This is a genomic window from Curtobacterium sp. MCPF17_011 (assembly GCF_003234145.1).
GTDB lineage: Bacteria > Actinomycetota > Actinomycetes > Actinomycetales > Microbacteriaceae > Curtobacterium.
Window position 1 is genome coordinate 22835 of sequence record NZ_QKSK01000015.1, and the last position, 23114, is coordinate 45948.

The 23114-nt window shown below is 70.1% G+C and carries 24 protein-coding genes; 9 read left to right on the top strand and 15 right to left on the bottom strand.

What is annotated here, in order from left to right:
- Positions 1–63: 63 nt before the first annotated feature.
- Entirely contained in the window at positions 64–543 is a 480-nt protein-coding gene (locus DEJ25_RS15095; protein WP_111045200.1) for a DUF4395 domain-containing protein, read from the bottom strand.
- Entirely contained in the window at positions 540–1004 is a 465-nt protein-coding gene (locus DEJ25_RS15100) for a co-chaperone YbbN (RefSeq protein ID WP_111045201.1), read from the bottom strand. Before DEJ25_RS15100 ends, DEJ25_RS15095 begins: the two co-directional genes overlap by 4 nt.
- A gap of 95 nt (positions 1005–1099) precedes the next feature.
- Here DEJ25_RS15100 and DEJ25_RS15105 point away from each other — a divergent pair, with 95 nt between their 5' ends.
- Entirely contained in the window at positions 1100–2161 is a 1062-nt protein-coding gene (locus tag DEJ25_RS15105) for a hypothetical protein (RefSeq protein ID WP_110903022.1), read from the top strand.
- A 51-nt stretch (positions 2162–2212) separates the two neighbouring features.
- On the opposite strand, the gene DEJ25_RS15110 is transcribed toward DEJ25_RS15105, so the two are convergent.
- Both DEJ25_RS15110 and DEJ25_RS15115 read right to left on the bottom strand, forming a co-directional pair.
- Positions 2213–4270, bottom strand: coding sequence for a nuclease-related domain-containing DEAD/DEAH box helicase (locus DEJ25_RS15110; RefSeq protein ID WP_110903023.1), 2058 nt, complete (start codon positions 4268–4270; stop codon positions 2213–2215).
- Between the two features lie 136 nt (positions 4271–4406).
- Positions 4407–4922, bottom strand: a complete 516-nt coding sequence (locus DEJ25_RS15115; protein ID WP_110903024.1) for a hypothetical protein — start codon at positions 4920–4922, stop codon at positions 4407–4409.
- A 74-nt stretch (positions 4923–4996) separates the two neighbouring features.
- Here DEJ25_RS15115 and DEJ25_RS15120 point away from each other — a divergent pair, with 74 nt between their 5' ends.
- The gene (locus DEJ25_RS15120) at positions 4997–5215 is read left to right on the top strand and encodes a DUF1653 domain-containing protein (protein ID WP_110903025.1); all 219 of its coding nucleotides are present in this window, start codon (positions 4997–4999) and stop codon (positions 5213–5215) included.
- 27 nt (positions 5216–5242) lie between these two features.
- Here DEJ25_RS15120 and DEJ25_RS15125 read toward each other — a convergent pair whose 3' ends face one another.
- Positions 5243–5611 (bottom strand): hypothetical protein, encoded by a 369-nt coding sequence (locus tag DEJ25_RS15125; RefSeq protein ID WP_111045202.1) that lies wholly within the window; start codon positions 5609–5611, stop codon positions 5243–5245.
- A gap of 87 nt (positions 5612–5698) precedes the next feature.
- Here DEJ25_RS15125 and DEJ25_RS15130 point away from each other — a divergent pair, with 87 nt between their 5' ends.
- On the top strand, positions 5699–9199 hold the full coding sequence (locus DEJ25_RS15130) for a bifunctional RecB family nuclease/DEAD/DEAH box helicase (RefSeq protein ID WP_181427467.1): 3501 nt from the start codon (positions 5699–5701) through the stop codon (positions 9197–9199).
- 49 nt (positions 9200–9248) lie between these two features.
- Here DEJ25_RS15130 and DEJ25_RS15135 read toward each other — a convergent pair whose 3' ends face one another.
- From DEJ25_RS15135 to DEJ25_RS15150, 4 genes are all read right to left on the bottom strand, one after another.
- The gene (locus DEJ25_RS15135; protein ID WP_111045203.1) at positions 9249–9887 is read right to left on the bottom strand and encodes a GPP34 family phosphoprotein; all 639 of its coding nucleotides are present in this window, start codon (positions 9885–9887) and stop codon (positions 9249–9251) included.
- A gap of 2 nt (positions 9888–9889) precedes the next feature.
- A complete protein-coding gene (locus DEJ25_RS15140; protein WP_181427468.1) occupies positions 9890–10318 on the bottom strand; it encodes an SseB family protein in 429 nt (142 codons plus the stop codon).
- 114 nt (positions 10319–10432) lie between these two features.
- The gene (locus tag DEJ25_RS15145) at positions 10433–11263 is read right to left on the bottom strand and encodes an SDR family oxidoreductase (RefSeq protein WP_111045205.1); all 831 of its coding nucleotides are present in this window, start codon (positions 11261–11263) and stop codon (positions 10433–10435) included.
- A gap of 161 nt (positions 11264–11424) precedes the next feature.
- Positions 11425–12216, bottom strand: a complete 792-nt coding sequence (locus tag DEJ25_RS15150; protein ID WP_258366526.1) for an HNH endonuclease family protein — start codon at positions 12214–12216, stop codon at positions 11425–11427.
- A gap of 173 nt (positions 12217–12389) precedes the next feature.
- Between DEJ25_RS15150 and DEJ25_RS15155 the strand changes: the two genes are divergently transcribed.
- Entirely contained in the window at positions 12390–13034 is a 645-nt protein-coding gene (locus DEJ25_RS15155) for a DUF4190 domain-containing protein (RefSeq protein WP_111045206.1), read from the top strand.
- Positions 13035–13138: 104 nt separating this feature from the next.
- A complete protein-coding gene (locus DEJ25_RS15160) occupies positions 13139–13918 on the top strand; it encodes an aldo/keto reductase (protein ID WP_220033240.1) in 780 nt (259 codons plus the stop codon).
- 157 nt (positions 13919–14075) lie between these two features.
- Here the strand turns inward: DEJ25_RS15160 and DEJ25_RS15165 are convergent, their stop codons facing one another.
- The 3 genes from DEJ25_RS15165 to DEJ25_RS15175 form a co-directional block, all read right to left on the bottom strand.
- On the bottom strand, positions 14076–14525 hold the full coding sequence (locus DEJ25_RS15165) for a PIN domain-containing protein (RefSeq protein ID WP_111045207.1): 450 nt from the start codon (positions 14523–14525) through the stop codon (positions 14076–14078).
- The gene (locus DEJ25_RS15170) at positions 14519–14755 is read right to left on the bottom strand and encodes a hypothetical protein (RefSeq protein ID WP_111045208.1); all 237 of its coding nucleotides are present in this window, start codon (positions 14753–14755) and stop codon (positions 14519–14521) included. The genes DEJ25_RS15165 and DEJ25_RS15170 overlap by 7 nt, the downstream gene beginning before the upstream one ends.
- 65 nt (positions 14756–14820) lie before the next feature.
- Entirely contained in the window at positions 14821–18129 is a 3309-nt protein-coding gene (locus DEJ25_RS15175; RefSeq protein WP_181427469.1) for a DEAD/DEAH box helicase, read from the bottom strand.
- A 97-nt stretch (positions 18130–18226) separates the two neighbouring features.
- On the opposite strand from DEJ25_RS15175, the gene DEJ25_RS15180 reads away from it, so the two are divergent.
- On the top strand, positions 18227–18793 hold the full coding sequence (locus tag DEJ25_RS15180) for a hypothetical protein (protein ID WP_146240705.1): 567 nt from the start codon (positions 18227–18229) through the stop codon (positions 18791–18793).
- Between the two features lie 99 nt (positions 18794–18892).
- Positions 18893–19336, top strand: coding sequence for a BLUF domain-containing protein (locus DEJ25_RS15185; RefSeq protein ID WP_110903032.1), 444 nt, complete (start codon positions 18893–18895; stop codon positions 19334–19336).
- A gap of 80 nt (positions 19337–19416) precedes the next feature.
- Here DEJ25_RS15185 and DEJ25_RS15190 read toward each other — a convergent pair whose 3' ends face one another.
- Together DEJ25_RS15190 and DEJ25_RS15195 are read right to left on the bottom strand one after the other, a co-directional pair.
- The gene (locus tag DEJ25_RS15190; protein ID WP_111045210.1) at positions 19417–20835 is read right to left on the bottom strand and encodes an amino acid permease; all 1419 of its coding nucleotides are present in this window, start codon (positions 20833–20835) and stop codon (positions 19417–19419) included.
- Positions 20836–20944: 109 nt separating this feature from the next.
- Complete coding sequence (locus DEJ25_RS15195) at positions 20945–21280, bottom strand: hypothetical protein (protein ID WP_110903034.1); 336 nt, start codon at positions 21278–21280, stop codon at positions 20945–20947.
- Here DEJ25_RS15195 and DEJ25_RS15200 point away from each other — a divergent pair.
- Both DEJ25_RS15200 and DEJ25_RS15205 read left to right on the top strand, forming a co-directional pair.
- Positions 21279–21821, top strand: a complete 543-nt coding sequence (locus DEJ25_RS15200) for a DUF6264 family protein (protein ID WP_220033241.1) — start codon at positions 21279–21281, stop codon at positions 21819–21821. The two genes, DEJ25_RS15195 and DEJ25_RS15200, sit on opposite strands and share 2 nt — an antisense overlap.
- Before the next feature lie 92 nt (positions 21822–21913).
- Entirely contained in the window at positions 21914–22354 is a 441-nt protein-coding gene (locus DEJ25_RS15205; protein ID WP_146240706.1) for a hypothetical protein, read from the top strand.
- Between the two features lie 41 nt (positions 22355–22395).
- On the opposite strand, the gene DEJ25_RS15210 is transcribed toward DEJ25_RS15205, so the two are convergent.
- On the bottom strand, positions 22396–23016 hold the full coding sequence (locus DEJ25_RS15210) for a hypothetical protein (protein ID WP_111045212.1): 621 nt from the start codon (positions 23014–23016) through the stop codon (positions 22396–22398).
- Positions 23017–23114 lie beyond the last annotated feature (98 nt).

Below are 23114 nucleotides of genomic sequence, written 5' to 3' on the forward strand. Positions count from 1 at the left end.
CCGTGGTGCCGGAGCCGGCGTCGGAAGCTGCCGTGGGGGGAGTTTCCGACGCCGGACCCGGTGCTACGCGATGCTGCTGCGGCCGCGGAAGACGCCGACGCGCACGAGCCAGACGTACATCAGGCACCCGATGCAGACGTCGAACGCCGCGTTGAGGAACGCGGCGACCAGGGCGACGGCAGCGCCGACCGGTGCGGCGTAGGGGACGCCGAGGAGGGCCAGGACGAGGGCGACAACGGTCACGACGAGTCCGACGCGCTGGGCGAACGTCGGGGGCTCGGGTGCCTCCAGTTCGGCGGGCGGGCCGAGCTGCGGGCGCACCAGGCGGCGGAACAGCGCGCCGTACGGGTGGCGGGCGATGCCGGCGAGACCTCCCCAGGCGAAGAGCGCGGCGATGACGGCGAGCAGCACGATGCCGATCGTCCGCGTGCTGTCGTTGAGGGTGAGGACGATGTCGAGCGCGAGCAGGACCGTCGTGATCGTGGCACCGAAGCGGGGTGAGCGCCGGTCGATCCCTCGGGAGGGTGCAGGGCTGGTGGTCATGGGTGCTCCTCGGTGAGGACGGCGTCGAGCGCGGCGATGAGTTCGGGCTGGCGGGGCGGTCCGCCGAAGCGGGCACGGACGGTCTGGTTTCCGTCCACGAGGAGCACGGTCGGGGTCTGCATCACGTCGAAGCGCCGGGCGAGCTCCGGCCGTTCGGCGAGGTCGATCTCGAGTCGGCGGACGCGGGCCGGGCCTCCGGCCGTCGTCGACTTCGACGCGGCGACCGCGTCGAGTTGCCTCGCCGTGGCGGGGCAGCGTGCGCACGTGGGCGTCGAGAACTGGAGGAGCGTGGCGGCGGTCCCGAACGCCTCCCGGTCGGCGAGGTCGGCAACTGTCGTCGCAGCGCTGCCTCGGGACGTGACCACGCGTGCTCGGCCGGTGCGGCTGCGGAGCAGCAGGCCCAGGACCGTCGCGATAGCGAGGACGCCGGCGACGATCGCGAGCGAGAGGGCGACGGTCATGTCTGGACCCTACGTGGCGGGGCCCGCTGGACCAAGGGTGTCTCGTCCTATGGCGAGAACGCCGGAACTCGACTCTGAAGTGTTTGAATCAGGCCATGCCCTTGTTCCGACTCGAAGCTGACGCGCTCGTGGAGCAGCGTCCGGCCACCTTCCGAGACCTGCACCTGTACGAACGCGGCGACATCCAACGGCTCCTCCGTGCTCAACCAGGCGCACTCGGTGAATCGCTCCTGATCATCAGCGAGGAGTTCGGCGACTGGGAAGACTCGCGCCGTCGAATCGACCTGCTCGCCCTCGATGAGGCTGGCAACCTCGTCGTGATCGAGTTGAAGCGGACGGAAGACGGCGGTCACATGGAGCTACAGGCAATCCGTTACGCCGCAATGGTCTCCTCGATGACCTTCGACGAGGTCGTTCAAGCGCTAGCAGCGCACCGTGCTCGACTTTCCGAGGGCGACGGTTCTCTGGACGAAGCGCGCGGCGTCATCGCGGACTTCCTGGGAACGGAGGGAGAGGGCATTGCACTCTCGACGGACGTGCGCATCGTTCTGGTCTCGGCAGATTTCGGGCGTGAGATAACAACCGCCGTTTTGTGGTTGAACCGCTTCGAGGGCATGGACATCCGCTGCGTCCGACTGAAGCCGTACGAAGTGGACGGTCGCATCCTTCTCGACATCGACCAAGTGCTACCGCTGCCCGAGGCCGCCGCCTACCAAGTCAAGATCGGGAAGAAGGACGCCGCCCGGGCACGGCGTTCCTCCTCCGACGGCCGAGACTTCACAAAGTACGTCGTCTCCGCTGGCGGACGAGACTCGGACGTGTTGAACAAGCGGAACGCTGTACGGCACATGGTCAACGTTCTGACCAACGCCGGTGTGTCGATCTACGACATAAAGCCCCTGTTCCGCGAGCGAATCTTCCGGTCCGTGCCCGGACTGATCGCCGCCGGTGATCCCTGTGTCCGGGCTCTCCTCAACCATGAGCCGCAACTCGATGTCAAGCGCTACTTCACCGAGTCGCCGATTCATCAGGGGAACGAAACGCACGTCATGTTCAGGATGTGGGGAACGAACACCGAGCCCACCTTGCAGAAGCTTGTCGATGCCTTCCCAGCGGTCGGGGCCTCGTTCACCGCCTTCCCACCCGACGAGGACTGAGCTCCGGCTGCTTCACCATCCCTCGTCGGATCATGTAGTCCGGGTGGCAGATCAGTTCGAAACTCCGACCCAGAGCTGGTCGCGAGCTCTGGTCATGCCGACGTAGAGCTCGCGGAGATCGAGTCGGCGTCGTTCGAGGGCGCTCTCGTTCTCGGCCGCGGGCTCCTGGTCCAGGAGCCGCGCTGGGACGTCCGCCAGGAAGACGTGCTTGAACTCGAGGCCCTTGGCGCGCTTGATCGTGCCGACCTTGATGTTGCTCGTCGTCTGCCCCGTGTACCGCTCGATCGAGACGACCGGTAGGCGCTCCTCACGCAGGATGCCGATCACACGGTTGGCTGCCGCATTGGTCGGAGCCAGGATGCCGATGTCGCCAGTTCTCGTCCCGCCGCGGACAGCAGACCGAACAGCAGCCACCAGTGCCCGGTGAAGGTCCCTCGACTGGGTGAAACGTCGGAGCACCGGCTCCGGTCCGGTCCGGGTGATCGCGGCGACCGTGTCACCGGCAGCGTCCGTGCCCTCGATGTCAGTGACGATGTCCTCTTCGACGAGACGGCGCGCGAAGTCGGCGATCTGACGGGTGTTGCGGTGGTTGACGTCGAGGATGACGCCGCGGCCGGCGAGGCTGATCCCGATCTCTCCGAGCGTGTAGCCGCCAGGGTAGATGGACTGCTGACCGTCGCCGATCAGCGTCAAGCCGTCTCGCTGGTCACCGACGAGAGCGTGCAGCATGCCGACCGTCACGCAGCTGAGGTCCTGTGCTTCGTCGATCACGACTGCCTCGTACCGGTGGAGTGGACGCTCCCGGAGCTCGTCGCGAGCCATCCGGGCCAGGTCAGCCCAGTCGACGACGCCAGCGGAACTGAGATTGCGGTTGTAGGTCTCGGTCAGTGCCCATGCTCGCTCCCGGAGCTCGACGGGGAGGGCGTACTTTCGTCCGACGCGGGACACGGCTGCGTACCGCTCGAACTCGGTCAAGCCTCGACCCTTGATCACGTGTGTGACCTCGTCCCGCCAGTAATCAGAGCCGAACCGTGGGGACCTGAGCGGGTCTTTCGGGTCGAGGGCGTTCCAAGCGCGCCACCAGGCGGTGTTCGCGGCGTCCGGGTCGATCTCGAACGGGACGCGGCGTTCCTTGAGGAGCGAGCGGGCGAAAGCATGAACGCCTGCGAACTCGACCTTCGCGGCGTGCGCTGGTTCCAAGCGCTCGAGCAGCGACTTCAAGACCGCCGGGAAACTCTTCACGAACGTCGTCACGAGCACCTTGTCGGTGGCGGCTCGGGCGAGGTGCGCTGTTCTGTGGAGGCCGACGACGGTCTTCCCGGTACCCGCCGCGCCGCGGATACGGGCGGGCCCGTTGAAGCTCCTCCGTGCGATCTTTGCCTGCGCCGGATCGAGGAAGGACATCCACGTCTCGATCGGCGCTTCGTCCAGGTGGAGGAGCCCCCGGTGGAACTCTTCCAAGTCGAAGACGACCTCGTCCTCATCGACGTCGATGTGCAGGGCGGAGGGCCCGTCCTCTGGGTCGACGATGACCGCGAAGTAGTCGCGGGCGACCGCAGCGAGCTTCTCCACGTCGGCGACGTTCAGCCGCGCACCGGGACGTCGGAGTCGCTCGACGAGCTTCTCGGTGCCCACGACCTCGACGGTCCCGACAGCGGTCGCGATCCGGGGCTGCAGCGACATCACGGCGATGCAGTGCACCTCGCTCGGTGGCAGACCGACCTCGGCGAAGGCCTCCTGCGTGTCAGCGAGCAACGTCGAGAGAGAGTCGAACTCGTCCGTGACGTCGTCCTGTCCCCGGTGCGGCCGACCTCCCTGTACCGAGAAGTCCCGCCATGCCTTCGTGTCGACGATGAAGACTCCGGACCGCCCGACCACGACCAGGTCCACCTGGGCTGTTCGAGATCCAGGCCATCGTCGGTCCGGAAGGAGCTGGAAACCGTCGGTCGCGAGCTCGGAGACCAGTTGCATGGTCTGCGCTTCGGTCTTCTCCGCAACCGAGAACCGGCTGGAAGCGGCGAGCAACGCGGCTGCGTTGGCTGGGTCAGCCTCAGCTGCGCGGCTGAGGTGACGAGCACGTTTGCCCGCTGACGCGCCCGCCATGCTCATACAGTCGCCTCCAGAACGGAGGATCCACCATCGACTTCGCGGCGGTCCCCCTGCCGTCGCGCCCGCACATCAGTTTGATGGACGCCGTCGCGGCGCACCAGTGACCTCTTCGGGCGACGTCAGCGACTGACCAGTACTAGTCCGGCAGGCCGAGCCGCTCGCACTCGGCCCACTGCTCGGGGCGCCGCTTGTCGAGCCACGCGGTGAACTCGCGGTAGCCGCGGTAGTTCGTGAAGACCATGAACTGCTTCTTCCGCTGCTCGTTCCAGGCGGTGAGGCTGATGAACGTCACACTGCCGTTCGACTGCTTGCCGAGACGGAGCGTGTGGATGTCCTCGACTTCGCGGCGGCGGAACTTCCCGAAGCCGGACTTCACGTCGTAGTGCCGGTCGTAGACGTTGATGCGGCCGGCGGCGAGAGCCAGGCCAAGCAGCAAGGACCCCGCTCCGAGGACGATGAAGATGCCGAACGCGGGGCTGTCGTCCGAGCCCGCGATGAGCTGGAAGACGAGCCCCGGAACACCGATCACCAAACCGATCAAGCCGAGGGCCAGGAAGATCACCCCGGGGAACAGCGGCCGGCGCACGACGATCTGCGGCGCCACCTCCGCCTTGGTCGCGCTTCCGCCCCACTGGTTGATGCTGTCGCTCATCGTTCCCCCTCCGACGGACACCGTACCGGGAACGGCGGCGCACGGTCGGCTGTCGTCTCCGTAGCATCGGGAGGATGAGCGATGACGTGACCCCAGGGCGGTACCGGCACTTCAAGGGCGGGGAGTACCAGGTGGTGCTCCTGGCACAGGACGTCGAGACCGAGGAGCCCGTCGTCGTGTACCAGGCGCTGTACGGCGAGCACGGGCACTGGGTACGAGGTCTGGCGGACTTCACCGCGCATGTGTCGCGTGACGGGTACGACGGTCCGAGGTTCGTGCGCCTGGAGTCGTAGTCGTGACGGCGCTGCCGCGACCTTGGCTCAGAGCGCGGCGCGGGCCTCCTCGATCGCCGCGATGAGCCGCGGGACGCCCCACACCACGAAGCGCCCGTGCACACCGCTTCGGAGTTCGACCCGGAGCTGCCGCGACAGGCCTCGTGACACGTCGCTGAGCGAAGCGATCTCGCCCAAGAGGAAGCCGAACTGCGGGCGGACGCGGTTCATCGCGTGGCCCTCGAAGAACAGCGCGGTCGAGGTGAGGACGAGCCTGCCGCCGATGCCCTCCGTGCCCTTCCGCCCGGGCACGAGCAGGCCCAACTCTGCCGCGACGGACTGGTCCTTCGCACCGTGGTCGATGAGCAGATTGGCGTTCTTCCGCAGCAGTGTGGTGCTGGAGCCCCCGGGTTCCATGTGGCAACCGTACGGGAGGCTGCTGCACGCGCCAGTGACGTCGGTGCCCGCCCCTACCCTGGACGGACACCGACAGCAGGGAGCGCAGTGCAGATCACCGAGGACGGCCGAGCCCTGCTCAGCCCCAGCGACCTCACCACGTGGGCGACCTGCGAGTGGGCGTTCCTCCGCCGCCTCGACGCCAAGCTCGGCCGCGGAGAACCCCTGCCCGACGAGCACGACGACATGCTCGACCGGACGGCCCGCCTGGGGGACCAGCACGAGCTCGACTACCTCGAGATCCTCAAGGAGACCCACGACGTCGTGGAGTTCGACCGTCCGGCCCCGCCGCAGTACCGGGAGGCGGCAGCCGCAGCGCTCCAGGGCATGCGGGACGGCGCGGACGTCCTGTACCAACCGACGTTCCACGTCCCCGCGTCGGCGGACGGCACGGGCTTCATCGGCTTCGCGGACTTCATCATCCGCAACGACCGCGGTGAGTACGAAGTCTACGACACCAAGCTCGCCCGCCACGCCAAGATCAGTGCCCTGCTGCAGCTCGCCGCCTACGCCGAGCAGATGCGCGCGAACGGCATCCCGACCGGGCAGCAGGTGCACCTGGTCCTCGGCGACCGGACGACGACCACGCACGAGCTGGCCGACATCGTCCCGGTGTACCGCACGCAGCGGGCGGAGCTGATCCGGGTGATCGCCGATCGCCTGGCCGCCGACGAGCCGATGCAGTGGGGCGACCCCCGCTACTCCAGCTGTGGGCGGTGCTCCGCGTGTCAGCAGGAGGTGCAGCGACACCGCGACCTGGTCCTCGTCGCCGGCATGCGCCTGGACCAGCGGACGAAGCTGATCCGGCAGGGCGTGCGGTCGATCGACGACCTGGCGGTCCGGACCGCGCCGGTGGCGACCATGTCGAAGACGACGCTGGATCGTCTGGTGCGGCAGGCGGGCCTCCAGATCGAGACGGAGCGCGCAGCGAACCGGAGTGACGGGACGAACGCAGGCCGGACCGGGCCGGCCTTCGACGTCCTCGACCCACGTGCTCTCGATGCGATCCCCGCACCCGACCCCGGCGACGTCTTCTTCGACTTCGAGGGTGACCCGCTGCACACCGAGGACGGCGTGCACTGGGGCCTCGACTACCTGTTCGGCCTCGTCGACGACCAGGCCGAGTTCCGCGCGTTCTGGGCGCACACGATCCGCGACGAGCGACAGGCGCTCGTGGACTTCCTGGCCTACATCGCGGACCGCCGCGAGCAGTACCCGGACATGCACATCTACCACTACGCCTCGTACGAGCGGACGCACCTGCTGTCCCTCGCCGCGCGGCACGGGGTGGGGGAGGACGCGGTGGACGACCTCCTCCGCGCCGGCGTCCTCGTCGACCTGTACCCGATCGTGCGGAAGGCGCTGGTCGTCGGCAGCCGCAGCTACTCGATCAAGAAGCTCGAGCCGCTGTACATGGGCGACGACCTGCGGCTCAGCGACGTGACGAACGCGGCCGACAGCATCACCGCCTACGTCGACGCGATCACCGAACTCCGGACCGGCGACGCGGTCGAGGGCCAGCGGCAGCTCGACCAGGTCGCCGACTACAACGCCTACGACTGCCGGTCGACGCTGCGCCTCCGCGACTGGCTGCTGGGCCTGCGCGCTGAGCACGCGCCCGACGCCACGACGACGACGGAGCTGGAGGGCCTCCCGCCCATCCCCGTCGAGCGCGAGCCGAACCCGGTGTACGTCGCGCTCGCCGCCGAGACGGCGGACGTCGACGCCCTCGACCGCACACCGGACCAGACCGCGCTGGCGCTCGCCGCGGCCGCGATCGACTACCACCGCCGCGAGGCGAAGACGTTCTGGCAGGACCACTTCGATCGCCTGCGCAACCCGGTCGACGAGTGGGCCGACACCCGCGACGTGCTCGTCGTCGAACGCGCCTCCGTCGAGCGGGACTGGGCGACATTGCCGCGCGCCCGCTCACAGTCGCGGGAGATCCGGTTGTCGGGGACGCTCGCGCCCGGCTCCAGGCTCCGGCCGGGAGGCTCGCCCCACCTCGTGTACGACGACCCACTCCCGGCGACGATCACCGCCCCGGGCCCCGGCTCGAAGGGCGCCACCGACCGCGCCACGATCCTGGACGTGTGGGACAACGGCGACGCCACCGAGGTGCTCGTCCTCGAACGACTTCCCGTCGGCGGCGGCGAACCGCACACCGGGTTCCCGGTCGCGCTGGCACCGTCGTCGCCGCCGCGGGCGAAGCCGCAGCCGCAGGCGATCGCCGAGTGGGGGGCCGAGGTGCTCGACGCGCTCCCCGAGATGCTGCCCGACCCGGCGCTCGACCTCCTGCGTCGGGTGCCGCCTCGCGGGCCCCTCGTGCCGGTCGTGGGGGACGACACGGTAGGCGCCGTGGTGGCGACCCTGCTCGGACTGGACCGGTCGTACCTGGCGATCCAGGGGCCTCCCGGCACAGGCAAGACGTATGTCGGGTCGAACGTCGTCGCACGGCTCGTGCGGGAGCACGGCTGGCGGGTCGGCGTCGTCGGACAGTCGCACGCGACCAGCGAGAACTTCCTCGACGCGGTCATCGCCGCCGGGGTCCCCGCCGACCGGGTGGTGAAGCAGCCGAAGAGCGGCGCCGACCCCGAAGACATCGAGGCCGCCGAGTGGACGCCGGTGAAGAACGGCGCGGCCATCGCAGCGTTCCTGCAGTCCTGCGCTGACACCGGCACCGGGGGAGTCGTCGGCGGGACGGCGTGGACCTTCGCGAACGAGTCGACCATCGCTCGGCACTCCCTGGACCTGCTCGTCGTCGACGAGGCGGGGCAGTTCTCCCTCGCGCCGACGATCGCCTCGGCGATCGCCGCCACACGCCTGCTGCTCCTCGGCGACCCGCAGCAGCTGCCGCAGGTGTCGCAGGGCTCGCACCCCGAGCCGGTCGACGAGTCTGCACTCGGCTGGCTGGCCGACGGCGAGCACGTGCTCCCGCCGGAGTTCGGGTACTTCCTGGCGCAGACCCGGCGGATGGAACCGGCCCTGACCGCGGCGGTGTCGGGGTTGTCCTACGACGGGCAGCTCGCGTCGATGGTGTCCGGGCGGTCCCTCGACGGGATCGAGCCCGGTTTGCACCCGGTGCCCGTCGTGCACGCAGGGAACACGACCTCGTCGCCGGAGGAAGCGGAGCAGGTCGTCGCGCTCGTCGCCGACATCGTCGGGCGTACCTGGACCGACGACCGCGGTACCCGACAGCTGACCGACGAGGACGTCATCGTCGTCGCGCCGTACAACGCGCAGGGCGCGGTCATCCGGGACGCTCTGGACCGGGCCGGCCACACCGGCACGCAGGTCGGCACCGTCGACCTGTTCCAGGGCCGGGAGGCCGTGGTCTCGATCACCTCGCTGGCCGCGTCCTCCGCGGCGGACATCCCACGCGGGCTCGACTTCCTGCTCATGCCGAACCGGCTGAACGTGGCGCTGTCGCGGGCGAAGTGGGCGGCGTACCTCGTGCACTCGCCGGCGTTGACGACAGCGCTGCCGCCGTCGATCCCGGGGCTGGCGCTGTTGTCGCGGTTCATCGAGTTGGTGGCGCCGCGGGAGTGATGCCGTCGGCGTGACGCGGTCGGCGGGCGGGTCAGCTCGAGATGGCCGCTCAGCCCCCGGCCGCACCGCCCCCGGCCGTCGCCGCCGTCTGACGGCTCTGTACCACGGACTTCACCGCGCCCGCGACCCAGTCCCCGTCCGTCAGCGCCTTGACGCGCTGCCGGTCGACCTTGCCGAACTGCCCGCGCAGCGTCCCCGTGGCGTTGAGCAGCCCGATGAGCGCGACCGCGAACGGCGTGGGCGCGGCGCCGAGGTGCAGGACGTCGCCGATCTCGCCGCGCAAGAGCTTCGCCGGCCCGCCGTCCCGCTCCGGCCAGCGCACCCACGCGAGGATGCCGAAGATCCGGTGCTCCTGCCGCGTCACGAGTCCGCGGTCGCCGAGCCCGCCGAGGACCGACGCCCGGAGCGTCACGTTGGCGTTCCGGGACACCCAGGAGGCGGGTCGGCGCGGCGATGGCGAGAGGTCGATCTGCTCCTTCATCCCGTCGATCACCGGGTCGCCGACGGGAGCGGACTTTGCCGGGATCACCTTGCGTCCGTCGAACTGCAGCACCCCGCGGAGCGCCAGGTCGCCGAGGACGGCTCCGGCGGCACCGGGGTCGAAGGTCTGCGACGAGACGGCGAGCTTGCCGTCCGGACGCAGGAGCAGCAGCGCGTACGCCTGCGGCAGCGTCAGCTGGGCGGCCATCGTCAGTCCTCGTCGGCCTCGGGCGGCACGCCGCCGATGCCCGCACGCAGTCCGGCGACGACGTCGGCCTGCAGGAAGTTCGCCGCTTCGGCGCTGGTCGGGTCGACGACGATCCCGAACTCCTCGGGCAGCGCGGTGACGAGTTCGGCCATCGGCATCGCGCGTGCTTCCAGGCCCGGGAGGCTCGTGGCCAGCTGGGCGGGATCGGTGAAGACCGGCACGAACGGACGGTCGCGCAGGACGACGTGCGCCACGCTGCCGTCCTCGGGCTCACCGCTGGTGCCGGCGACCTTCCACGGAACCCAGGCAGCGCTGCCGAGGAACCCCTCCGCTGATTCGCCCATGCGGCGCCGCAGGTCGCCGGCAGCGTCGGGTCCGGTGTTCTCGGCTCCGGGCCCGAAGCTGGACCCTGTCGTTCCGTTGGCGCTCATCGCGTTCCCCTCCACGGTCGTGTCACCGGCCATGCTGCCACGCAGGACGGGCGGAACAGGTGGGGCGCGCCTCCCGTCAGGAAGGCGCGCCCCGGTGGCTCGGACCGCGGAGGGTCAGTACTTGGCGGACTGCCCGCCGTCGATCGGGACGACCGCGGCGTTGATGTACGACGCGTCGTCGGAGAGCAGGAAGGCGACGACCGCGGCGATCTCGGGTGCCTCGCCGTAGCGCTTGGTGGGGTTGATCTGGATGAACTCCTCCGCGGCCTTGCGCGGGTTCTCCGGGTCGATCTGCTTCATCGAGTTCTCGACCATCGGCGTCCAGATGGCGCCCGGTGCGATCGCGTTGATGCGGATGCCGAACTCGCCGTACTCGACGGCGGAGTTGCGGGTCAGGCCGACGACGCCGTGCTTGGCGGCCGCGTAGCCGGACTGGTTGCCGACGCCGCGGATGCCGCCGACGCTGGCGGTGTTGACGACCATGCCAGAGCCCTGCTCACGCATCACGGCGAGGACCTTCTCGAGGCCCAGGAACACGCCCCGGAGGTTGATCGAGACGACCTTGTCGAACTCGGCGGCGGTGAACGACTCGGTGAGGTTCTGCTTGCCCTCGATGCCGGCGTTGTTGAAGAAGCCGTCGATGCGGCCGAAGCGCTCGACAGTGGCGGCGACGTAGGCGTCGACCTGCGCTTCGTCGGAGACGTCGGCGATGGTGGTGAGGACCTCGGCGTCGGGGGCGACCTCGATCACGGCGGACTTCGTGGCCTCGAGGCCCTGCTCGGAGACGTCGACGAGCGCGAGCTTTGCGCCCTCGGTGGCCAGGCGGACGGCGGTCGCACGGCCGAGGCCGGAGCCGCCGCCGGTGATGAGGACGACGCGGTCGGTGAAACGGGTGCTGGAGCTGGAGCTGGAGCTGGAGTTGGAGCTGGTGCTGGTGTCGGTCATGTGGTGGAGGCCTCCTGCTGTCTTCGACGATGAAGGGCTCGGGGTCCGGGGAGCGTCCGTGTCGGTGCGCGGCGCTGAGCGGCGAGTCCGGTCCGGCGGCGTCCGCCGGACGAGAGTTACGCTACAGGTGTTGTCTGACTGCGAGCGGTGTGCTCGGTGGCTCAGCAGGTGGTGAGCACTCGCTCCATCGCGTCCCGCTCGGCCGGCACGACCCAGAGCCGGTACTTCGCCTTCACCGCGACCTGGTGCTCGACGTACTCGCAGCGGAAGTCCTTCGCCGCGGGCAGCCAGGTCGCGGCGTCGAAGGAGCGCTTCTGGGAGTTCGAGTGCCCGTCGACCGCGAACAGGTTCTCGGGGTCGTTGGCCAGCGCCTGCCGTTCGGCCTGGGTGAGCTGCTGCGCTCCGGTGCGCCAGGCGTTCTCGAGCGCGACGACGTGGTCGATCTGCACGAGGGTCGAGGTCGTGTTCCCCCGCACGAACGCGATCTCGCCGCCGGTGTACGGCGAGACGAGGTCGCCGGACAGCACCTTGCAGGGCCCCTGTCGGACGATGTCGGTCAGGTCCCGCGCCAGGACGTCGTTCCGGGTGTCGCAGCCGTTGTGGTCGACGTCCAGCCAGGGGGTGCCGAAGTCGGCCTCCCGGTCGTAGCCGGTCGCGGGCGCCTTCCCCTTCACCGGTAGGGCGGCGAGCATCGCGCGGGCAGCATCGGCCGACGGACTGGAGGCCCGGCTCGGCCCGGTCGTCGCGGGCGTCTGTGCCGATGTGGTCACGTTGGGACGTGGGGTGGTGCCGGGGGCGCCCGTGTCGGTGGTGGTGCTGCCGGCGCTCGTCGTCGCGTCCGCTCCGGTGGAGAGCACTCCTGACGAGAACAGCGCCCACACGCCCATCGCGAGGACGAGCGTGACGATCGAGGACTTGATGGTGGCGCGGGTGCGGCGTCGGCGGGACGTCATGTTCGGTGGTGCTCCTGGTGGTGCTCGGGGGACCCGTCGATCCTGGCGGAGGCCGCCGACACCCTGGGACGCACGCGCCGCCCGGTGGGCTGGTCGGTGCTGAGCCAATGCAGGTCGTTTGTACCTCGTTCTGGGTGTTCTCACAGTCGGCGCATAGCTGAGACTATCTCCGCATGAGTGAGTTCAACGCGCCCGCTGCGCCGTACCACCAGTCATCCGCTCCGGAGCAGCGTCGAGGCAACGGGTTCGGCGTCGCCGCACTCATCCTCGGCATCCTGACTGTTGTCGCCTTCGCCATCCCGTTCGTCAACTACGTCGCCATCGCCACGGGAGTCGTCGGCATCGTCCTGGCGATCATCGGGCTGACCCGCAAGGGCCGGCCGCACGGGACCTCCATCGCCGGGCTGATCCTGTCCGCGGTCGGGGCGATCTTGGCCATCATCATGGTCGTCGTCTACTCGGCGATCTTCTTCGCTGCGTCCGACGCCGTCGACAAGTCGAACAAGGCCGCCGCGGCTGAGCACACGGTCTCGTACACAGTGACCGGTGACAGCACCGACTCGACCATCAACTACTCGACCTACACGGACAACAACTCCGGCTCGGAGGAGGTCTCCGGGGCGAAGCTGCCTTGGACCAAGGAGGAAAAGGTCACCGGTTCGTCCGAGGGGCTGAAGTTCAACAGCTTCACGCTGACTGCCACGAACGGTACGACCGGCAACGAGATCACCTGTGAGATCAAGGTGGACGGAAAGGTCGTCGCCTCAAAGAAGAGCTCGGGGCAGTACGCGTCGGCACTGTGCACGGGTTCGAACTGAACCGTTGACGGTTCCACGGGCGAGGCCGCTGACGGCGTGACGTCAGCGGCCTCGCCCGTTCATGTGCTGACCGCCTGTCGACGGTGGCCGCGTAAGAAGGAGCCATGACCGACTACGCACAACCGTCCGTGCCCGTCACCGGAGGCTCGATGCCGCTCCTCGGCTTCGGCACCTGGCAGATCGAGGAGCCTGACGCTCCCGCCGCGGTGGCCGCCGCCCTCGAAGCCGGCTACCGCCACATCGACACCGCCACCGGCTACGGCAACCAGCGCGGCGTCGGCAAGGCCATCGCCGACTCGGGCCTTCCCCGCGAGGACCTGTTCGTCACGACGAAGCTGCCGCCGGACAACGCCGACCGCGTCCGCGAGACCATCGAGGAGAGCCTGGACCAGCTCGGCCTCGACCACCTGGACCTGTGGCTCATCCACTGGCCGCCGAACGGCGAGGCACGTCCCGACGTGTGGCAGCAGCTCGTCGAGGCGCAGCAAGCGGGGCTGACGCGGGCGATCGGTGTGAGCAACTACTCGCTCGAGCAGATCGACGAGCTGGTCCAGGCGACGGGTGCGACGCCGGCCGTGAACCAGATCCGCTGGAGCCCGGTCGAGTTCGACCGCACGGTCGCGGACGGGCTCCGGGACCGCGGTGTGGTGCTCGAGGGCTACAGCCCGTTCAAGGCGAGCAACCTGCAGGACCCGACGCTCGTGGAGATCGCCGAGGCCCACGACGCCGATGCCGCACAGGTCATCGTCGCCTGGCACGTCGCCCACCAGTTCGTCGTCATCCCGAAGTCGTCGAACCCGGATCGCATCCGGTCGAACGCCGCCGGCGCGACCCTCGAACTCAGCGCCGACGAGATCGCCCGCATCGACGGCCTGGCCGCCTGACCCGCGCGGCGCGGCCGTCCGCGCGAGACGCCGCCGAGCCCCTGAGACGCCGCCGAAGTCCGCGGCGTCTCGGAAGGTCGGCGGCGTCTCGGGCCGACGGCGGAGCGTCGCGATGGCTGGGGTGACCCCGGCAGGAGAGCCCTGCCCCGCCTCGGAATCACCGACCTGACGGCAGCCATTCCCACCAGCCCGGTCCTGATGCAGGTGCCGCGTCCTCGGCTGGTTCGTCAACGACCGAGAAACCAACGCGGCGTGCTGCCGCAGCGAGACGGCGGTCGAGCGTGGCGATTGCGGTGCTGGTGCGAATTGCGACTGCGAGGACCGCTGCATCCGGTCCCCGCAGCCGTTCACGAGCCGCCAACGTGCTGATGCTGCGCACCAGGTCGCCGTCGACTCCGAAGGCGATCACGTCGAGCGCTGTGATGGCGTCGAGGTGTTCGTCGTACATGCCATCCAAGGCCGGACGGACGAGTACTTCCGCCAGGGTCACCGTCGCCGTCGCGAACTCGTCCCACTCGTGGGACTCGATGATCTCGACCGCGATCTCGTGGCAGGCGTCCTCTCGATCGAGCCATCCGATCAGGACGTTGGCGTCGAGTGTCAGCACTCGCCTGTCGTCCGCAGCCGCTCGAGGTAGCCCGCCGGGTAGTGTCCAGCACCGTTGCCGGCTGCAAGCTTGATCCGGTGGCCATCGGGCAGCACGAACTCAGAGGTTCCGGGACCGAGCCGGTGGACCGCTTTGGCATCCGGTTCCCACGCCGGCATGCCCAGTTCGAGCAGCCAGGCCGTCTCGTTGGGCGGAATCGCAGGGTGCGTGTCGGAAATCGCGAGGAGCATCCCCGCACGCTAACCAGCCCCTGGCCTCGACACCAAGGACTGTGAATGCCACATTCCGCCGCCGGTCAGGCCAGCAGCGATCGGATGTCCTCGGCGCTCAACCCCTCGGCGAACAGCGCGTCGTCGTCGATCATCGTGGCGAACAACTGCGCCTTCCGCTGCGCGAGCGCCAGGACCTTCTCCTCGATGGTGTCCTCCGCGATGAGCCGCTCGACGGTCACGGACCGGGTCTGCCCGATGCGGTGCGTCCGGTCGACGGCCTGGTTCTCGGCGGCCGGGTTCCACCACGGATCGAGCACGAACACGGTGTCGGCCTCGGTCAGGGTGAGCCCGAATCCGCCGGCCTTCAGCGAGATGAGGAACGCCGGGGCGCTGCCGTCCCGGAAGCGGTCGATGACGACTCCTCGGCGGCGGGTGGAGCCGTCGAGGTACTCGTACGCGACCCCGCGTTCGTCGAGGGCGGCGGAGACCATCTTGAGGAACGAGGTGAACTGGCTGAACACGAGCGCACGTCGCCCCTCGGCCGCGAGCTGTTCGAGTTCGTCGAGGAGCAGGTCGAGCTTCGCGCTGGGCACGTCGCCGTGGTCGTCCGACACGAGTGCGGGGGACAGGGCGAGCATCCGCAGGAGGGTCAGCGAGCGGAAGACGATCATCCGGTTGCGGTCCAGGTCGTCGACGAGGTCCAAGACCTTGAGCCGCTCCCGGTTCAGCGTCTTCTCGTAGAGCTCGCGGTGTGCAGGGTCGAGGGTGACCCGGACGACCTGTTCGACCTTCTCGGGCAGGTCCGCGGCGACGCTCTCCTTCGTCCGCCGGAGCATGAGCGGTCGGATGCGTCGCCGGAGGCGGTCGGTCAGCTCCTTTCGGGCCGCTCCGCGGAGCTCGGGCGAGGCCAGCGGCTTCACGTAGTCGTCGCCGAACCGCGTCCACGACGACAGCAGCCCGGGGGCGACGACGGCGAACAGTGCCCAGAGGTCGGCGAGCCCGTTCTCCAGCGGCGTCCCGGTGATCGCGATCTTCACGGGGGCACGGAGTTCGGCCGCAACACGGTGGGTCTGCGACTGCGGGTTCTTCACGAACTGCGCCTCGTCGAGGAGCAGCGCCGACCAGCTGAGGTCGAGGTAGGCGGGTGCGTCGAGCCGGAGCAGGGCGTAGGAGGTGACGACGACGTCCGACACGGCGGCGGTCCGGGCGACCCGCGCGGGGTCCTTCAGCGAGGTGCCAGCGATCGTGGTGACGCGCAGCGACGGGACGAACTTCGCCGCTTCGTCCGCCCAGTTGCCGACGACCGAGGTGGGCGCGACGACGAGGAAGGGTGGTGCCTCCGGGTCGGCGGCCCGCCGGTCGGCGATCATCGCGAGCGCCTGCAGCGTCTTGCCCAGGCCCATGTCGTCGGCGAGCACCCCGCCGACGCCGTGTTCGACCAGGAACGTCAGCCACGCGTACCCGTCGCGCTGGTACGGCCGGAGGTCGGCGTGCACGGTCGCCGGCACGACGGCGTCGGCCGGCGCCGTCGCGTCGAGCAGGCGCCCGGCGATCTCCTGCCACCGTTCGTCGTGCTCGGTCTCGTCGGCGAGCTGGTCGAACTCCGACCAGAGCGCGGCCCGGTACGGCGTCACGGTGAGCGGCTGCTCGGGTTCCCACTCGTCGAGCTCGCGGGCTTCCTCGATGACCTCCTTGAGACGGTCGAACGCGGGGTCGGCGAGCGACAGGTACGAGTTGTCGACGAGCTTCATCCGCCGGTCGCGCTTGGCGAGTGCCCGGAGCAGAGGCGTGAACGGGATCTCCTTGCCGTTCACGCTGACGAAGATGCCGAGGTCGAACCAGTCGTGCTTGTCCGACGGCATCGTCGTGACGCGGATGTGCGGCCGCCCGGTCAGGCGCTCGTAGTCGACACGCTCGCCCTGCACCACGACGCGGACGCCGAGTGCGGGCAGCGCCGGCAACAGCTCGTTCGCGAGCACGGCGACGTCGGCCCCGTCGATGGTCCCGTCCTGGAACCACTGCAGTCCGCCGCCCGGGCCGGGAGGCTCGGACGCCTCCGTCTCGTCGTCTGCGGCGAGCACGAGGCCGAGCTCCGGCAGCGGCCCGTGCAGGGACACCGGGTCCTTCCGGCCGTCGACGCTCCAGCGCCACTGCAGGTGCGCCCGGTCGTCGGTCCGCGGCGCCCGGGCCGGTTCGAACGTCACGGTGAGCACGAGTTCCGGTGGCGTCCGTTCCGGCAGCTCGAGTGACCCGTCGGAGCTGACGAGTCCGAGGGATCCGCGGAGCTTCGGCGACCAGTCGGCCAGGAACTCGTCGACCTCGTCCGCGGGGACGGTGATGCGCGATGCCTCGACCAGCATCTTCCGCTGGTCCTCCGGCACGGCTGCAGGGGTCGGGGCGAGCGTGACGTGGAACTCGGGCGACTCGCGGAACGCGTACACGCCGTGGTCGCCGACGACCCGCGCGGTGCCCTCGGCGAGCGGACGCCCGTCGATCACCGCGCTCGCGCCGATCAGCAGCCCCTCGGCGGTCCGGGCCGCGTCGAGCAGGACCCGGGCGTCGAGGCCGAGGTCGACCCCGCCCTTCCGCTTGCCGGTGACGAACGCGATGCCGAGCGGCTCGGCCTGTCGCAGCAGCGGCCAGAGGAGCGGACTGCGGAAGTCGTCGAGGTGGATCCAGTCGCTCTCCCCGGGCAGCCCCGCGAGCACACCCGCCCGGTGCAGCGCCTGGAACTGCATGAACCACGCGTGCTGGTCCGGCTCGAGTCCCAGCCGGTTCATCGAGTAGGGCAGCGCGCCCCAGGTGAGCTGCCCGCGCACCCAGTTGCCCGCTGCACTCCGGCTGACCGGGCGCACGCCGAGGCGCACCGCCCGACTGGCGACGGGCATCGTCCGGCCCGCAGCACGGGCACGTCCGGCGAGTCGGGCCGGCACCGCGTCGCGGAGTTCGAACTGGAGGCCCATCCCGCCACTCGCAGGCACGGTGCCGGAGCGGGTGGTCCCGTCGTCGTCACCGGCGAGGCGGGCGAGGTCGCGCCTCCAGTCCGGGGTCGGCGGGGTGGGCGGCTGCGCGCGGGGCCCGGCCTGCGCGGCGAGGGCACGGGCGTTGATGGTGAGGAGTGCGGCGGCGACGTGCTTGCACTCGCCGCCGAGCGGGCAGGTGCAGCGGCTGCGGACCGGACGGACGAACTCGCCACGGGCGATGGTCGTCTCGACCTGCACGTCGTACGGGTCGGCGGCGCTCCCGCTGACCGTCGCGGTGATCGTGCCGTCTTCGTGCCAGGTGGCTTCCTCGACCAGGCCGGCGCGCACGACGTCACGGGCGCGGCCGAAGGTCTGCGGCCCGACGAAGCGGATGACGTCGACGGCGTCGATCATCGGGGCTGCTGGCACAGGGACATCGTGCCAGGCCCCGCCGACGCTCGTCGTCCGGGTGGTGTTGGTACGGTCGGACGAGCGCCGGAGGGGCGCAGGAGACGAGGGGGAACACATGTCGATGAAGAGCATCCAGCAGGGCGCGACCGGGGTCATCGTGGCGCTGCTCGCCGCGGTCGCACTGACCGGCTGCGCGGGCGGCGGGGACACGGAGACCGCCGAGGGCACGCCGACGCCGACGCGCGCGGCCGGGACGCCGGGCAAGGCGACCTGCGAACTGCTCGGGACCGACGGCGGAACGGTCTCGATGACCGAGACCGCCGACTCGTACACGATCGAGTTCCGGGGTGTCCCGCGGGACGCTTCCGACGACCGGACGTCCTACAGCGTGCAGGTCGACGACGACGACCGGCAGGCCTACGCCGGCATGCTCATGAGCTGGGACCGGGACGTGCTGCGGAACTACGGCACGACGGACGACCCGGAAGCCGACGAGGTCGAGGTCGACGGGGAACCCGAGGAGACCGGTGACGTCGTGCGCGGCACGTTCCCGAAGGTCGCGGACGGCCCCGCCTCGTGGTGGTCGCCCGAGTACACGACGATCACGGATTCCGGGGTGCAGCGTCACGTGTGCACCGAGGACGGCCAGGTCGTGCCGTACACGGCGCTGGCGGCCCGGTAGCAGGCGGTCACCGCGCTGTCCGGGCCTTCGTCCGGATCGGGTCAGGCCCGTTCGGGGGCTGGTTCGCATGCGGGTTGGTGAGACATCATCGGGAGCATCATGCTGCAGTCACTCGTCTACATGAGCTCGGCCACCCAGCCGTTCGACGACCCCGCCCTCGATGAGGTCCTGGCCCGCTCGCGCGAGCGGAACACCGCCGACGGTCTCACCGGCATGCTCGTGCACCGCTCCGGTCGGTTCATGCAGCTGCTGGAGGGTCCGCACGACGCCGTCATCGCCACCTACGGACGCATCATCGCCGATCCGCGGCACGACGAGGTCCGACTGCTGGTGGAGGAGTCGATCCACACCCGTCGGTTCCCGGAGTGGACGATGGCGTTCGACCGCGACGAGCAGGTCGAGCCGCCCGAGGGGTTCGACGAGTTCCTGACCTCCGGCGACGCCAGCGCCGATGCGAGCCGCGCGCGGGAACTGCTGCGTTGGTTCCGCAACCACCCGATGGCAGCGCCGACGGCCTCGCTCGGCAAGCACCGACGCGACTGACACCGCGCACCGCCGCACGCAGCGACCCGACCACCCCCTGGATGGTCGGGTCGCTGTGGTCTGGGGGCAGACGTCTGCGGTCAGTGGTCCGCGGGCTGGGCGAGCTTGCTGTGCTTCCGCGAGTACCCGAAGTACACGCCGAGCCCGATCGCGAACCACACCGCGAACCGCACCCACGTCTCCCACTGCAGGAACGAGACGAGCCACAGTGACGCCAGCACGCCGATGGCGGGCACGACCGGCATGAAGGGCATCCGGAACTGCCGGTCGAGGTCCGGCTGCCGGTAGCGGAGCACGATGACCGCGGTGCAGACCACGACGAACGCGAGCAGGATGCCGATGTTGGTCAGTTCGGCGACGACCCCGATCGGCAGCACCCCGGCCAGGACGGCCGACGCGATGCCGAGGATCCAGGTGACCCGGGTCGGCACGTGCCGCTTCGGATCCGTCTTCGCGAACCACTTCGGCATCAGCCCGTCGCGGCTCATCGAGAACCAGACGCGCGAGGCGCCGAGCATGAACGTCACCAGGACGGTGACGATGCCGACGATGGCACCGATCGCGATGACGTTCGCGACGCCTCCGAGCCCGACCGACGCGAACGCCGACGAGAACCCGGACGCCGGGTCGATGTCCTCGTAGTCCTGCATCCCGGTCAGCACGATCGTGGCGAGGACGTAGAGCACCATCGAGATGCCGAGGGACAGCAGGATCGCCTTCGGCATGTGCTTGCGGGCGTCGGTGGACTCCTCGGCAGCGGTCGACATCGCGTCGTACCCGAACACGGCGAAGAACACGGTCGCGGCGCCGGTCATCACACCGCCGAACCCGAACGGGAAGTACGGCGAGTAGTTCGCGCTGTCGATGTGGAACACCCCGAGCACGACGATCAGGACGACGAGCGCGACCTTGATCCCGACCGCGACGAACTCGAAGCGTGCGGCGCTCCGGATGCCCCGGGTGAGGACGAACGCGGTGAGCAGGCAGAGCGCGATCGCGAAGACGTCGACGACGTGCCCGTCGCCGGTGCCGGGCGCGCCGAGCATCCAGGCGGGCAGGTCGATGCCCAACTGGCCGACCAGGAACCCGACGTAGCCGGAGATGCCGATCGCGACCACCGCCACGATCGCCGTGTACTCGAGCAGCAGGTCCCAGCCGATGAACCAGCCGACGATCTCGCCGAGCACCGCGTACCCGTACGTGTACGCACTGCCGGCCTTCGGGATGAGCCCCGCGAACTCCGCGTACGACAGCGCTGCCGCAGCACTCGCGACGCCGGCGACGAGGAACGAGATGAGGACGGCGGGTCCGGCGACACCATTCGCGACCGTACCGGCGAGGGTGAAGATCCCGGCGCCGATGATGCCGCCGATGCCGATCGCGGTGAGCTGCCAGAGGCCGAGGTGCCGCTTCAGGCCGCCCTCGCTCCCGGAGTCGTCGTCGATGGTGTCGATCGGCTTCCGTCGGAACAGGGTCGAGGGGTTCGGCGTCGTTGCCATGCGGCCATCCTGCACCCGTTCCGGCGGGACGGTACCGGTCGTTCCAGGCGCATCGAAACGGGCGGAGCACGGGCCTCCCGGTCGGCCGACCTGCCCGCGTGACGGACCGTCAGCGTTGCGCGTACGGCCACCAGAACGGCGGCGGGAGCGCCCCGCCGGTCAGGATGACCAGACCCTGGTAACCGAGCATGCCGACGCCGAGCAGGCCGAGGACGGCTGCGGCCCATGCCCACCGTCGGGCCCCACGGTGTCGGCGGCCGCGGCCGATGGTGACTGCTCGCCAAGCCGAGAGGAGTCCCAGACCGCCGAAGAGGAAGCCGATCGCGAGGTTCCGGCCGACGGCCTCGGCGGGCAGGATCAACCCCTGCAGGAACGCGAAGCCGCCCAGCAGCACGGCTGCGGTGGCGGGGGCTGCCGGGGGTTCGTGGTCGCGTGCGCGGGCCATGTCCCGACCGTACCGTCGAACGCGTGCGCTCAGGAGGAGGCACGATGGGGACCATGCGTTCCCTCCTCGGCGTCCTGGCCGGCACCGTCCCCGTCCTGGCCGGCACCGTGATCGGGGATCGGTCGTGACACGCGCGGGCGACGACGGGCGGTCCGGTTCGGGTCCTGCCGGCGGCCGGGAGGCCCGTCCCGGCCTGCGCGGTGGCCGTCGCGTCGCCGACGTGGTCGCGACCGTCGTCCTACTGCTGCTCGGTGCGGTCGCGACCGTCGTCGCGAGTCGCGGGATCCAGTTCATGGCGCTCTCGTTCGGGTCGTGCGACGCGCCCGGCAACCGGTGCGACGAAGGGCTCGGCGGCACGGTCGTGACGCTCGGCCCGGTGGTCGTCGCCCTGGTGTTCCTCGTCACCCTCGTGCTGTGCGTGCTCCGGCTGGTGCGCCGGCGCCTGACCTGGCCGGTGGCGCTCCTCGGGCTCGGGGTGCTCGTGGTGGTCTTCGTCGTGGCACGGCTGCTGGCCGGCGGGGCGGTCTCGATCGGGATCTGATCGGTCCTGCACATCCCTGGGCTTGGTGGTCGTTGTCCACAGCGAGGTGCTCCGGCCTCCGCGGGAGCAGGGTGGACGGCCAGGCTCGGGGCATGCCAGACACCGATGTGCTCGAGCGACTCGAGCGAACCGCAGTCCGTACCGACGACGACGTGGTCGACCTCGTCGTCGCGCTCCTCGAGACCCCTGTCCGACGACAGTGCTGGGTGCTGTTCCTCAGCGCCCGCGGCATCCCGGTGCAGCTCGTGCTGCCCGTCGCCGACCTGCCGTACCAACCCGACGACCAGGTCGAGGACTTCGGCGCCCTGGTCGAGGACGTCGTCCGACAGGTCGGCGCGGCGGAGGTCGTCCTCGCCTGGGAACGGCCGGGTGCCACGGGGTTGTTCCCGGTCGACTGGGAATGGGTCGACGCGATGGCCTGCACCCTCGACGAACACGATGTACGACTGCGCGGGCAGGTCGTGGTGCACGACGACGGGGCGTCCATGGTGGAGCTCGACGACGACGAGCCGGTCGCTTCGGCAGCGGCGTGAACGGCCCGGGCTCAGCCCCGTGCTCGTCAGCCCTGTGCCGGTCAGTTCTGGGGCGCCGCGTCCGGGACGGTCTCGCCGGTCAGGCCCTCGACCACGCGCTTCGCCGTCGGCCAGTACTTCGCGTAGTGGTCGGGGTCGGCGTTCACCTGCACCGCGTGCGCCATCTGCGTCGGCGTCATGGTCTTCCACCCGGGCACCTTGACGAGCTTCGCGTAGAACATCGACGCCGCGGTGTACGGGTCCATCCGCTGCTCGTACGTGCCCCAGGCGCCGTTGTCCCGCTGCTGGAAGATTCCGCGGCTGTCCGGACCGACGGCGTCGCCACGGTCCAGGTTCACGAGCCCGGACTCGCCGATCGCGGTCATCACGCCGACCGCCTGGGTGTGCGGGCCGATGCCCAGGTCACGAGCGGCCCGGATCACCTGCGCGGCGTTCACCAGACGGTCCTGGCAGAAGCCACCGACCGGCCCTGCCGGCACCACGACGCCACCGACGGTCTGCGCAGCCGCGGCCGGGCAGGTGAGCGCCCGGGGTGTCGCCGAGGACGACGCCAGCCCGCTCAACGAGTTCACCGCGACGACGATCAGGACCATGACCCCGATGACCGCGGCGACCACACCGACGCCGAAGACCGACGCGAGTGCGATGCCGGCACGGCGCATGGTGCGGTCCTTCGTCAGGTGGAGCGGGGTGGGGGCCTCGGCGGGCTGGAGCGGGCCGGACCGGAGTCCGGTACGACGAGGCTAGGCGTTCCGACTGG